Origin of the sequence: Geothrix fuzhouensis, assembly GCF_024609325.1 — a bacterium.
GTDB classification, from domain to species: domain Bacteria; phylum Acidobacteriota; class Holophagae; order Holophagales; family Holophagaceae; genus Geothrix; species Geothrix fuzhouensis.
Genome location: NZ_JANHMQ010000003.1, coordinates 383,087 through 395,606 on the forward strand (window position 1 = coordinate 383,087; position 12,520 = coordinate 395,606).

The 12,520-nt window shown below is 67.7% G+C and carries 13 protein-coding genes; 11 read left to right on the plus strand and 2 right to left on the minus strand.

Annotated features, from left to right (window positions below):
- Positions 1-23: 23 nt before the first annotated feature.
- The 6 genes from NOV74_RS13125 to NOV74_RS13150 all read left to right on the plus strand — a co-directional run bounded on the left by NOV74_RS13125 (position 24) and on the right by NOV74_RS13150 (position 4,272).
- On the plus strand, positions 24-716 hold the full coding sequence (locus NOV74_RS13125; protein WP_257313284.1) for a hypothetical protein: 693 nt from the start codon (positions 24-26) through the stop codon (positions 714-716).
- On the plus strand, positions 716-1,411 hold the full coding sequence (locus NOV74_RS13130; protein ID WP_257313287.1) for a hypothetical protein: 696 nt from the start codon (positions 716-718) through the stop codon (positions 1,409-1,411). Before NOV74_RS13125 ends, NOV74_RS13130 begins: the two co-directional genes overlap by 1 nt.
- On the plus strand, positions 1,408-1,782 hold the full coding sequence (locus NOV74_RS13135) for a DUF2752 domain-containing protein (RefSeq protein WP_257313290.1): 375 nt from the start codon (positions 1,408-1,410) through the stop codon (positions 1,780-1,782). Before NOV74_RS13130 ends, NOV74_RS13135 begins: the two co-directional genes overlap by 4 nt.
- Positions 1,783-1,860: 78 nt before the next feature.
- Positions 1,861-2,217: a roadblock/LC7 domain-containing protein gene (locus tag NOV74_RS13140; protein WP_257313293.1), complete on the plus strand. Its 357-nt coding sequence runs from the start codon at positions 1,861-1,863 to the stop codon at positions 2,215-2,217.
- Between the two features lie 101 nt (positions 2,218-2,318).
- Positions 2,319-3,692 (plus strand): NupC/NupG family nucleoside CNT transporter, encoded by a 1,374-nt coding sequence (locus NOV74_RS13145; RefSeq protein ID WP_257313295.1) that lies wholly within the window; start codon positions 2,319-2,321, stop codon positions 3,690-3,692.
- A 79-nt stretch (positions 3,693-3,771) separates the two neighbouring features.
- A complete protein-coding gene (locus NOV74_RS13150) occupies positions 3,772-4,272 on the plus strand; it encodes a type 1 periplasmic-binding domain-containing protein (protein WP_257313297.1) in 501 nt (166 codons plus the stop codon).
- A gap of 40 nt (positions 4,273-4,312) precedes the next feature.
- On the opposite strand, the gene pssA is transcribed toward NOV74_RS13150, so the two are convergent.
- Positions 4,313-5,152: a CDP-diacylglycerol--serine O-phosphatidyltransferase gene (gene pssA, locus NOV74_RS13155; protein WP_257313299.1), complete on the minus strand. Its 840-nt coding sequence runs from the start codon at positions 5,150-5,152 to the stop codon at positions 4,313-4,315.
- Positions 5,153-5,385: 233 nt separating this feature from the next.
- Between pssA and mnmG the strand changes: the two genes are divergently transcribed.
- The 4 genes from mnmG (at position 5,386) to NOV74_RS13175 (ending at position 10,194) form a co-directional block, all read left to right on the plus strand.
- On the plus strand, positions 5,386-7,272 hold the full coding sequence (gene mnmG, locus NOV74_RS13160) for a tRNA uridine-5-carboxymethylaminomethyl(34) synthesis enzyme MnmG (protein ID WP_257313301.1): 1,887 nt from the start codon (positions 5,386-5,388) through the stop codon (positions 7,270-7,272).
- A gap of 77 nt (positions 7,273-7,349) precedes the next feature.
- Complete coding sequence (locus tag NOV74_RS13165) at positions 7,350-7,838, plus strand: MerR family transcriptional regulator (RefSeq protein ID WP_257313303.1); 489 nt, start codon at positions 7,350-7,352, stop codon at positions 7,836-7,838.
- Positions 7,839-7,854: 16 nt separating this feature from the next.
- Positions 7,855-8,061 (plus strand): heavy-metal-associated domain-containing protein, encoded by a 207-nt coding sequence (locus NOV74_RS13170; protein WP_257313305.1) that lies wholly within the window; start codon positions 7,855-7,857, stop codon positions 8,059-8,061.
- 18 nt (positions 8,062-8,079) lie between these two features.
- Positions 8,080-10,194, plus strand: coding sequence for a heavy metal translocating P-type ATPase (locus NOV74_RS13175; RefSeq protein ID WP_257313307.1), 2,115 nt, complete (start codon positions 8,080-8,082; stop codon positions 10,192-10,194).
- On the opposite strand, the gene galU is transcribed toward NOV74_RS13175, so the two are convergent.
- A complete protein-coding gene (gene galU / locus NOV74_RS13180) occupies positions 10,191-11,063 on the minus strand; it encodes a UTP--glucose-1-phosphate uridylyltransferase GalU (protein WP_257313309.1) in 873 nt (290 codons plus the stop codon). The genes NOV74_RS13175 and galU overlap by 4 nt on opposite strands.
- Before the next feature lie 53 nt (positions 11,064-11,116).
- On the opposite strand from galU, the gene NOV74_RS13185 reads away from it, so the two are divergent.
- Entirely contained in the window at positions 11,117-12,253 is a 1,137-nt protein-coding gene (locus NOV74_RS13185) for a hypothetical protein (RefSeq protein WP_257313311.1), read from the plus strand.
- Positions 12,254-12,520: the final 267 nt, after the last annotated feature.

Here is a 12,520-nt window from a genome sequence, read left to right on the forward strand (position 1 = left end):
CGGTCGGTGCTAGCGTCTTGGGTATGCGCGCTGTGCTCCTCGCCCTCCTGGCCGTCCTCGCCCAGGCCCAATCTCCGGCCCAACCCCCGGCCTTCGTGGACCAGCTCCCCCCGGCGGCGCGGGCTGAGGCCTTGGACATCGTCTCCCGGGCCGATTTCGTCTTCGAGACCCAGACCCAGCCGAAGCACGTCCGCCTGGCCACCATGGAGAAGCTCTTCGACCACCCCCGGCTCGCTTCGGCCATGTGGCGGCACTGCCAGTTCGTGCCGGCCTTCTACGCCTTCATTCATCCCGACGGGGCCTGGAGCATCGACGACGCCCACGGGCTGAAGGGCACGCTCCGCCTTGTGTATCAGCGGCCGGGGCACCGGGTTTACATCGTGGAGGGGGTGGCCGAGAAGGGCCGCCTGAAGACTCCTTTTGCGGTGGGGGCGAAGATGCTGACCTCCTACCGCTATTGGGAAGGGAAGAACGGCTTCGAGACCCACCTCCAGACCTGGACCGCCCTGGACTCCGCCCTGCTGGGCGCCATCGCGAGGCCCTTCCGGGGGTACATCAAGCACCGGCAGGATGAGTTCATCGCCTACATCAACGGGAATGTGGCCACCTTCGGCGAATTCGCGGACCTGAGCCCCCGAGACTTCCATGCCCCCCTCAAGCGGGACGGTGACGCCATCGCCCTCCATGACTTCGAGGCGCTGTTCCTGAGGAAGTGATGCGGGCGCTCCTGCCAGCCCCGATCCGGGAGCCGATACGCGCGCTGCTCCGGCCCCTGGGCGCCTTCAAGGACGCGCCGCCGCCCCTGGGTCGGGCCCTGGTCCGGATGCTGGCGGTCTGGGTGCCTCTGGCCCTGGCCAACGCCGCACTGACGGTCTGGGGAGCTCTCCAGGCCTATGGGCGGCTCCGGCAGGGCGGGCCGCCGGACTGGCTGGAGCGGTTCTCGGGCGCCGACCCCGAGGTGCTGTGGGAGCTGTTCCGAACCCTGCCGGCTCCACCCGCCTTCGGCCGGATCGGGCTCTGGCTCCTGCTGATCGTGCCCCTCGGCGTGTTGGGAACCTGGATCCATCACGCGGTGTGGGACCACACCGGCCTCTGGCTGCTGGGCGGCCTGAAAGGGAAGCGGGGCTTCCGGACCACCCTGGTGGCCGAAGCCGAGGCCCTGCGCATCGCGGCCCTGGGAACCCTGGTCGGCCTGCTGGGTTTCGTGCCCGGCCTGGGCCCGGTGCTATCGATCCCGCTGATGCTCCTGGACGGCTACCTGTGGCTCTTCCGCGGCTTCGCCCTGGCGGCCCGACATGGGTGCGAGCCCTGGCGGGGGGTGGCCGCCACAGTGGTCCACGCGATCCTGTTGGGCACCTGCGCCCTGGGCTTGGGGGTGATGCTGCTGCTGCTCTTGCGGACAGCCCCGTGAGACGGGTGCCCTGGATCGCCCTCGGCGGCATGGCCCTCGGTCTTGGCGTCCGGTTGGCCGGCTTCCTGGCCCCCTTCGCGGGCTTCCTGCCAGGCTGTGTCTTCAAGCGGATCACGGGTGTCGCCTGCGCCACCTGCGGGCTCACCCGGAGCGTCCTCGCCCTGGGCCAGGGGCATTGGCGCGAGGCCCTCCACTGGTACCCCGCCCTGGCGCTCCTGGCCGCGGCGGCGCCGATCGCCGTCCTCTGGGATCTGCGTCGCGCCTGGCGCGGCTATCCCTATCCAGCCCTGCCTGAGTCACGGGCTTTCCGCGTCGGGGCCTGGCTCCTGCTCGCGGGGGTCTGGGCGGTCCAGGTGGTGCGGGGGATCTAGCCGACGGGGCGGGACCCGGGTTTTGCCATGGACCTCCACTCCGGTCATGCTGTCAGCACGCATCACCGGAGTCCCACCATGTTCCAGCAACTCCTGGATCGGCTGATCGAACAGGTGCCCGAGGCCCTGGCCGCGACCTTCAATGATCGTGATGGGGACCCCATCTGCTCCCGCACCATCCAGGTCTCCAACGAGGGGCTGCAGCTGCTGGGGGCTTACCAGCACGTGGTGAAGCGGCACCTTCAGCAGGCGGTGGAGGAGTTTGATCGCGGCGAAGTGAAGCAGGTGGCCTTCGCCACGGACCAGCACTGGATCCTCATGATGGGCGCCAAGGAGCAGTGCACGCTGGTCCTGGTGATGCAGCGGGAGGGCCTGCTGGGCCGAGCCCGCTTCTACATGGAGAAGGCCGTCGAGGCCCTGAACCAGGAACTCTAATGCTGTCCGAGGGGACCGCCTGCTCGCTGCGCTCGCGATGTCCCCCCGGGCCCCCGCCAGGTGGTTGGGATGAACCCACCAACCTGGCCTAGGAGCACTCGATGGAACGCTTCATCGGATTGGCCGGGATCGTGGCCTTCATGGCCATTGCGTACGCGTTGTCGCACAAGCGGAGCGCCATCCACTGGCGCACCATCGCCTGGGGCCTGGCCCTTCAGTGGATCTTCGCGCTGGTCGTCCTGAAGGGCGCCGCCATCTCGACCCTGCTTGCCTTCCTGCCGTTCCCGAAGGGCACGGGCTGGGTGGTGCTGCTCCTGATGTTCACGCCCATGCTGCTCCGCCGCTTCGCGTCCTACGAGAACAAGAGCCTCAATTGGGCCCTCTTCGGGGTCATCGTCCTGGGGCTGTTGCGGGGGAACCTGGTGGGTTCCTCCTTCGACCAGATGCGCATCGTGGTGGAACACCTCATGGCCTACGCCCACGCCGGCGCCAGCTTCGTGTTCGGCTCGCTCTCCGACGGTCCCGGAAGCAAGGTGGGCATGGTGTTCGCCTTCGCCGTGCTGCCCACCATCATCTTCGTGGCCTCCATTTTCGCGGTGCTCTACTACATCGGCATCATGCAGTGGGTGGTGAGCGCCGCGGCCCGGGCCATGGGCCGCTTCCTCAAAGTCTCGGGTGCCGAGAGCGTGAGCGTGGCCGCCAGCATCCTCATGGGCCAGACCGAGGCGCCGTTGACCATCCGCCCCTTCCTGGCGCGCATGACCCGCAGCGAGCTGATGCTGATCATGACGGCCGGCATGGCGCACGTGTCCGGCAGCATCATGGTGGCTTACGTGCAGGTGGCCCACGTGGACATCGTGCACCTGCTCACGGCCGTGATCATGACGGCCCCTGGCGCGGTGATGATGGCCAAGATGCTGGAGCCCGAGACCGAAGCCCCTGAAACGGCCGGCGAAGTGAAGGTGGACATCCCCACCCACGACGCGAACGTGCTGGATGCCGCCGCCAGGGGCGCATTCGAAGGTGGCCAGCTGGCCTTCAATGTCGCCGTGATGCTCATCGCCTTCATCGCCCTCATCTACCTGATCAACGGCCTGATGCAGGCCATCCACCCGGGTTTCAGCCTGGAGCTGGTGCTGGGCGCGGTGTTCAAGCCCTTCGCCTACCTGATGGGCGTGCCCTGGATCGAAGCGGGCCAGGTGGGCTCCCTGCTGGGTAAGCGCATGGTGGTGAACGAATTCGTGGCCTTCCTGGACCTGGGCGCCATGACCAACCTGTCCACCAAGGCGCGGCTGATCTCCACCTTCGCCCTCTGCGGCTTCGCCAACTTCAGCAGCATCGCCATCCAGGTGGGCGGCATCGGGGCCCTGGTGCCCGAACGCCGGGGGGACCTGGCCCGGTTGGGCCTGCGGGCCATGCTGGCGGGCACCTTGGCTAACTTCCTTAGCGCCTGCATCGCGGGCATTCTGAGTTAGAAAAAACCCTTCATAACAATCAAATTTTCCAGCATCCCGAACTCCGGCCGATAATAAGGGATGTTGGAGGTAATGTCTGATGGTTCGTGTTCGCTCCCTGGTGTTTGTTCCGGCGCTCGTATCGATGACGCTTGCGGCGGGGGATTATGATGCCTTGCTGAACGCGATGACCAAGGCTTGGCCTCAGGTGAAGACCCTGGCCGTGGTTTGCGACGCGAACAGCAGCAAGAGGTCCCTCTCGGCGCTGACCTCGGCCGCGGATAATTTCAGGGTGCTGGTGGTGGATGTGAGAGGTCCCCAGGACATGGGCAAGGCCGTCGCGGCCCTGTCAGGCCGAAAGCCCGATGCGGTGGTGCTTCTCGCCGGTGACCACGTAGCGGGGGATGGCTCTGCCGCCGCCAGCTTCATCATCCAGCGCATGGCGGTTCTGAAGATTCCGACGGCAGCCACCACCGAGGCTGGTGTGAAACAGGGTGCGGCCCTGGCCATCGGCACCGGGACTGGCGGCCGGTTGATGGCCAACGCCAAGGTTGCAGCCGTGGCTGGCGTGGCAGTCCCGGCGGGGGCCCTAGCCTTCTGACAGTCCAAGGGTCAAGGGTATTGACGGGTGGCGTCCTTCGTCAGTGGACCATCTCCGGATCGTGTACCCCGTCCCGGGGCGGCTCCAGGCCACGCCAACCGGCCCTCCAGGCCAGATTCAAGGCGAGGCTCAGGGCCAGATAAGCGGCGAAGAAGCCGATGAAAAAGCGCTGCCGGAGCAAGATCATCAGAGCGAAAAGCAGCACGATGCCGAGGCTGGTGACCATGGCGGCCCGGGGGCTCCCGGCGCGCTTCTTGAAGCTGGGGAAGCGGAGGGCGGACACCATCAGGAGGCCCACCAGGAACAGCTCCCCGGCGAAGGCGTAGGCCTGGGTGGCGGTGGCAGGGGGAGTCGGGTGCCAGATGATGACGGAGGCCACGCAGGCGGCGCCGGCCGGGATGGGTAGGCCCATGAAGTAGCGTGGATCGGTCGAACCCACCTGCACGTTGAAGCGCGCCAGACGGAGCGCACCGCAGGCCGTGAAGACGAAGCAGGCGGCCCAGCCGACGGCCCGCAGGTTGGGGTCGTGGATCCCCAGCTGGAAGAAGCCGTAGCGGTAGGCGAGGATGGCGGGGGCCATGCCAAAGCTGATCACGTCCGCCAAGCTGTCCAGTTGAACACCGAACTCCGTGGCCGTGTTCGTGGCCCTGGCCACGCGGCCGTCAAGCCCATCGAAGACTCCCGCCAGGACCAGCAGGCCCGCCGCCCAGAGGAAGAAGCGCTCGGGGGTCGCCCCGGCCGCGTTGATGGACATGACCACGCTGGAGAAGCCGCAGAAAATGGAGGCCATGGTGATGCTCGAGGGCAGCACGAACATGGAGCGGCGCATGGCCCGCTTCCGGCGGTCGCGGCGTTCCTCTGGACTCAAACGGGGTCGCATCGTTCCATTTTCACACATCCACGCAGGGCCGGGAGGCGCTGATTGGGGAGGGTATCCTGACAACCTTCGGAGGCTGGCTTGAAGCAGGTGGTGGTCATTGGTGGCGGGCACGCCGGGATTGTCCCGACTCCGCGGCTCCGCGAAGCGGAACGCGGGAGCTGGCGACTCGATGTCGCCTGCGATAGGAGGGAGGCCTCGATCCTCTGGACGGGGCCAGATCCAGGGGTGATCCGATGAAGCAGGTGGTGGTCATTGGTGGCGGGCACGCCGGGATCGAGGCGGCGCACATCGCGGCCCGCATGGGCATGGCAACCACACTGCTCACCATGAACCTCGACCAGATCGGCCAGATGAGCTGCAACCCCAGCATCGGCGGCGTGGGCAAGGGACACATGGTGCGGGAGCTGGACGCACTGGGTGGGGCCATGGGCCGCCTCATCGACGCCACGGGCATCCATTTCCGCATCCTCAACGAAAGCCGGGGCGTGGCCGTGCGTGGCCCCCGGGCCCAGGCGGACAAGGTGAAGTACCGCAGTGCCGCCCGGCAGCTCCTGGAGCACCTGCCGAACCTGAAACTGCGGCAGGGCATGGCCACCGCGATCCTCTGGACGGAAGGCACCCGGGCCCTGCGGGGGGTGGAGCTGCTGGATGGCTCCGTGCTGTCCTGCGAGGCCGTGGTGGTCACCAGCGGCACCTTCCTCAACGGGCGCATCCTCATCGGCGAACGCCGCCTGGAGGCGGGCCGGGCCGGCGAACCCGCCAGCACCCACCTGGCGGAGCAATTGAAGGCCCTGGGGCTGCGGAGCCGCCGCCTTAAGACCGGCACGAGCCCCCGGTTGGCCCGGGCCTCCATTGATTTCAGCCGGCTCGAAGTCCAGCCCGGCGACGATCCGCCCCGGCCCTTCAGCTTCTTCAGTCACGGGATCCCCCAGCCCCAGGTGCCCTGCCACATCGTCCACACGACTGCGGAGACCGAGGCCATCGTGCGCGAGAATCTGCCCAAGTCGAGCCTCTACGGGGGGCACATCGAGGGTGTCGGCCCCCGATACTGTCCCTCCATCGAGGACAAGTTCGTGAAGTTTCCGGACAAGGGACGGCACCAGATCTTCGTGGAGCCAGAGAGCCTGGAGACCGAGGAGATCTACCTGGCGGGCCTGTCCACGTCCATGCCGCCGGAGGTGCAGCTCCGCATGGTGCGGAGCCTCCCGGGCTTCGAGGCCGCCGAAATCCTGCGCCCCGGCTATGCCATCGAGTACGACAGCTTTGATCCCCTGCAGCTGCGGCAGGACCTGTCGGTGGAAGCCCTGGAAGGCGTGTGGTTCGCGGGCCAGATCAACGGCACCACAGGCTACGAGGAGGCCGCGGGCCAGGGCCTGCTGGCGGGGATCAACGCCGTGCGCTGGCTGCGGGAGCAGGCTCCCGTCGTCCTTGGCCGGGACCAGGCCTACCTGGGCGTCATGATCGACGACCTCGTCACCAAGGGCACGGACGAGCCCTACCGCATGCTCACGGCGCGGGCGGAGCATCGGCTGGCCTTGGCCTGCGACGTGGCCGACGCCCGGCTCCTCGCCGTAGCCCGGGAGGTGGGGGCCTTGGAGTCTGGGGAACTGGCCCTGGTGGAGGCCAAGATTCAGCGCCGGGAGCACCTGCGAGCCCAATGTGACGCTGCCTGGGTGACCCAGACCAGCCCCTTCGGGCCCATCGCGGCAGCCGCCGGCCTGCGGCTGGAGGCGGGCCTGGCCTTGTCGGACCTGTTGCGGCGTCAGCAGATGGGTCCGGCCCAGGCTGATGCGTGCCTGGACCTCCTGGAAGGGTGGGCTGGTCCCCCCCAGGTCGGGTGGAATCCTGCCTGGGAGCGGGACCTGCTGCTCTTTGAGCTGCGGTACGCCCCCTATCGGGAACGGGAGGCCCGCCTGCTGGAGGGCCACCGGGCCTGGGATCATGTGCGGATCCCGGCCGATTTCCGCATCGAGCATCTGCATGGACTCTCCAAGGAAGTATTGGAAAAACTGGCGTTACATCGACCGGAAACCTTGGGGCAGGCCAGCCGGATCCCCGGAGTCACCCCGGCGGCCGTGACGCTCCTGCACCTGCATGTAAATCGGTTTACAGGAATATAGTTTTTTGTGCTTTTATCCTTGAGTCTCCATGTAACTGGAGGCTTAAAGTAAGGGGGTTCGCCTTCGGGAGGTTCCCCATGTCGACTGTCGTTCACCTCTTCCCCACCCCGGCCCCTGCACCCGCCGCTTCCCGCCTGCTGAAGATCGGCCAGCTCGCCGCTCGTTCGGGCCTGACCGCCCGGAACCTTCGCTTCTACGCGGATGCCGGTGTTTTCGGCGACCTGCCTCGGTCACCCAAGGGCTACCGCCTCTTCCCGCCCCAGGCCATCCAGTGGGTGCGGATCCTGAAGGCCTCCCAGGCCGCAGGGTTCACCCTGGACGAAGTGCAGGAACTGCTGCGGGCCCTGCGCCAGGACAGCGCCCCCTGTGCCCATGTGCGCGATGCCCTGGGCGGCAAGCTGCGAGTCCTGGAGAGCAAGCTCGCCGAGATCAAGCTGCTGGTGGAAATCCTCCGCATCACATTGGGTACGCCCGATGGTCAGAGCAGTGACCTAGGCTGCAACCTGATGGAGACCCTGCTCGCCGAGGCCGAGCGCCTGCCAGCGCTGACGGAACTGCGGGCCTGAGCCCCCTGGAGATCCCATGACTACCAAGACGTACCGAGTGACCGGCATGACCTGCGGCGGCTGTGTGCGCCACGTCGACAAAGCCATCCGAAATACGCCCGGCGTGACCGACGTGACCGTGGATCTGGCCAGCGGCACAGCCGTGGTGACCGGCACCGCGAGCTATGAAAGCCTGGCCGCCACAGTGGCCGAAGCGGGCTACCAGATGACGGAGCCGGCCTAGGCCGAGGCCAGGACTGCCATGAGCACCGAGACCTACACGGTCACAGGCATGACTTGCGCATCCTGCGTGCGCCATGTCGAGAAGGCCCTGACCTCCACGCCCGGTGTCCGGGCCGCCACCGTGAACCTGGCCACGGCCACGGTCACGGTGGAGGGTGAAGCCAAGTTCGAGGCACTGGCGGCTCAGGTCGAGGAGGCGGGGTACGGTCTGGGCCGGCCCCAGCCCGACCAGACGGTGGCGCAGGGCGAGGACGATCCGGCCCCGGCCCGGAACCGGATGATCGTGGCCCTGGTGCTCACGGCCCCCCTGCTGCTCGCGATGGTGCCCGGCCTGGCCATCCATCTATCGGGTTGGCTGCAGGCCCTGCTGTCCGCTCCAGTGGTCTTCTGGGCCGGCGGGGGCTTCTTCCGCCGTGCGGCGCGCCAGGCCCGGCGCGGCCAGGCGTCCATGGACACCCTGATCGCCCTGGGTTCCGGCACCGCCTGGACCTTCGCCGTCATCGAATGGCTGAACGGCGTTCATCACCTCAGCTTCGAGACGGCCGCCGCACTGGTGGCTTTCCTGCTCACGGGCAAGTATCTCGAGAGTCGCGCCAAATCCAAGGCTACGGACGCCCTGAAGGAGCTGCTGGCCCTGGCGCCTCCCACGGCCCTCCGATTGGCGGTAGATGGCTCCGTGGTGGAGGTTCCGGTGGCCGACCTGCGCCCCGGTGATCGCGTCCGCGTGCTGCCGGGTCATGCGGTGCCCGCGGACGGCTGTGTGACTGCGGGCCAGGCGGAAGTGGACGAAGCCATGCTTACGGGGGAGCCGCTCCCCGTCCCCAAGGGGCCGGGCGAAGGCCTGGTGGCTGGTACGGTGGTTCACGGCTCCGCATTGGAGATGGAGATCCAGGCCGTCGGCGCCCAGACCCAGCTGGCCCGCATGGCCCAGCTGGTGGCCCAGGCCCAGGGCTCCAAGGCCCCCGCCCAGGATCTCGCGGATCGCATCAGCGCGGTCTTCGTGCCGGCCATCCTGGTGCTCGCCCTGCTGACCCTGGCGGGCTGGTGGCTGGCCACGGGGACTCTTGCTTCGGCATGGCGCCCGGCCGTGACCCTTCTGGTGATCGCCTGCCCCTGCGCCCTCGGTCTCGCCACACCGGTGGCCGTGATGGTGGGCCTGGGTTCCGCCGCCCGGAAGGGCGTGCTGGTGCGCGATGCGGCCGCCCTCGAGGCCCTCGGCCAGGCCACGGATCTAGCTTTCGACAAGACCGGAACGATCACGGAGGGGCGGCCCAGGCTGAGAAAGATCCTGACGACTTCGGGGCGCGCCGAGTCGGAATTGCTGGGACTTGCCGCGAGCCTGGAACGGGATTCGGAGCACCCCATCGGCCGCGGGCTCGTGACGGCCCATGGAGGCGCCCTGAAACCGGTGGCGGCCTTCCGCGCCCATCCCGGCGGAGGCGTCAGTGGCGAGATTGAGGGCGCTTCCTGGCGCCTGGGCAGCGCCGCCTTCCTGGGAGTGACGTTTCCGGAGGTGGACGAGGATGGGATCGCCGTGGGCTTGGCAGACGCCTCCGGGTTGCAAGGCGTATTCGTACTGGGCGACCGTCTGCGGGCCGAAAGCGCCGCGGTGGCCGGCCAACTCAGAGGCCAGGGGCTTCGCCTGCACCTGTTTACGGGGGATCGGGCCGAACCCGCGGCCCGGATGGCGGCGGCGGTAGGCATCGACTCGGTGGCCGCGGGCCTGCGCCCCGAGGACAAGCTCACACGCATCCAGGACCTCCAGACCCAGGGCGCCGTGGTCGGCTTCGTGGGCGACGGCGTGAACGATGCCCCGGCCCTGGCCCAGGCGGACTGCGGCATCGCCATGGGCTCGGGGGCCGGCGAGCAGGGCACGGGCGCGGCCATGGCGGCGGCTCCTCTCGTACTTTTGCGGCCGGGGCTGGAACCCATCCTCGCCGCGCGCCGTCTCGCCCTGCGGACGCATCGCGTGATCCGCCAGAACCTGGGCTGGGCTTTCGGCTACAACCTGGTGCTGGTGCCCCTGGCCGCCTTCGGCCAGCTGGAGCGCTTCGGCGGACCCATGCTCGCCGGACTGGCCATGGGCCTGAGCTCGCTGACCGTGGTGCTGAACGCCCTGCGACTGCGGCGCTAGAACCCCTTAACCAGGTCCTTCAGGTAGGCGGCGAAATCACTGCGCAGGTCCTCGCGTTTGAGCGCGAACTCGACATTGGCCTTGAGGTAGTCGAGCTTGTTGCCGGTATCGTAGCGCCGGGCTGGAATGGGGGCTGCCACGAGGCGGCCCTCACGGGCCAGGATCGCCAGGGCATCCGTGAGCTGGTACTCGCCGCCGACCCCGGGTTGGAGGGCCGCGAGATGCTCGAACACAGGGGGTTCCAGGACGTAGCGCCCTACGACGGCCCAGCGGCTGGGTGCGTCTTCGGGACGAGGCTTCTCGACAATCGCTGTCACATCCCAGGCGGTGCCGGAGCCGGAGGACCCGCTGACGATGCCGTAGCGGGAGACATGTTCCTCCGGAACCTCTTGGACCCCGACGACCGACTTCCCGGTGGCCTGATAGGCGGTGATGAGGGACTCCAGGGCCGAATCACGCTCATCGAAGACATCGTCGCCAAGGAGCAGGGCGAAGGGCTCGTCGCCCACCGCATGGCGGGCGCAGAGTACGGCGTGGCCGAGGCCCAGGGGCTCGCCCTGGCGAACGTAGGCGAATTGCGCGAGGTGGGTGATGTCACGCACCAAGTCGAGGTCCTCCTGCTTGCCGCGCCGCCGCAGGGTGTCCTCCAGCTCGTAGGCAACGTCGAAGTGATTCTCGATGGCGCCCTTGCCGCGCCCAGTCACCAGCACGATGCTCTCGATTCCGGCGCGAATGGCCTCCTCCACCACGTACTGGATGACGGGCGTGTCCACGAGGGGCAGCATCTCCTTGGGCTGGGCCTTGGTGGCAGGTAAGAAGCGGGTGCCCAGGCCTGCGACTGGAATGACAGCTTTCCGAAGGGTCTTCATGGCGGCTCCGGAGGCCATGATGGCCTAAGATGGCTGGAAAAGGAGAAGGCAGCATGGAATCACGTGACTTGTGGCAACGGATGGTTGGACATCCGATGTCGGGATGGCGCAGCGCTGAGGACGTGGCTCTGCCGCCGTCCCAGGCACCCGGCCGCCTGCTCTGGTGCGGCATCGGCGGCTCCATGCTGCCAGCGGAGGCGCTCATCCAGGCCTTTCCTGGCGCGTCGCAGCGCCTTCGGTGGCAGCCGCTGGCTTCCCCGGAGGGCAATGGCCTGCGGCTGGAGCCGGAAGATCAGCTGGTGTTTGCCTCCAAGAGCGGACGCACGCTGGAGCTCTGGACGTGGATCGGTCGGCTTCGTGCCCAGACCGGCTGGGGACACTGGCAGCAGCCGCCCGTCGCCATCACCCAGGACGATCAAAATCCGCTCGCTCAGCTGGCGCGGGCCGAGGGGTGGACGCTGTTGCCCATCCCGGAAACGGTGGGTGGGCGCTTTTCGGCGTTCACGGCCATCGGTACGCTGCCATTGCATTGGGCCGGCTTGGAGACCGCTCGCTTCCTGTCCGCCGCCCGCGAGGTGGTCGCGCAAACCGAGCAGCAGAGCGGCCCATGGGGTACCCGCGTCTGGGAGATGGTGGCCACACTCAACGAGGGCTTTCTGCGGGGCACGGATCAATGGGTGCTGATGCCCTACGCCACGCGCTTGGAAACCGTGGGCGCGTGGTGGGTGCAGTTGGTGGCGGAAAGCCTGGGCAAGCAGGCGGCAGACGGTAGTCGGCGGGGCTTTACGCCCATCCGTGCCATCGGTCCGCAGGATCAGCACGCGCAGCTGCAGCGGTGGCTGGACGGTCCGCGCAATGTCGGCGTGGTGATGGTGACCGTGGGCCATGACCACGTGGCGGAACCCTCCGATCCGCCCTCGCAGTGCCCGTTTCCGGGGCTGGGGCGCTGGGGTGGCGAAGACATCGTGCGCGCTGAGGCGGAGGGTACCCGCGAGGCCCTGGAGAAGGCCGGCATCCCCGTCGTGCACTGGCATCTGGACCCCCTGGACGAGGCCTCGCTGGGGGCCTTCCTCATGACCTGGCAGCTGGTTGTGGGACTGTGCGGCATGGCGCTGGAGGTGGATCCCTTCGATCAGCCAGCGGTGGAATCGGGTAAGCGCCGGACCCTCTTGAAATTGGGGATTTCCTAGGAACCACCTGGGGATTTCGCCACAGATGCAACGCTGGCGCGCCCCTTCCTTAAAATTTCCGCTTGCACCCTCGCTCCTCCCTGCTAGTCTGAATGTCCTGCGCAGTTGAGGCTGCGAGGTGCTGGAGGGGGCCGGAAGGCGACCTCGGACCGTGTGGAAGCATGGTGAGCGTCTTTGAAAACCGGATAGAAGATAGGAAGCCTTTGAGGGTTCTGTGGGGCGTCTAAGGATGCTGCGCAGAATTCAGAACAATTTTTCGACCAGAAC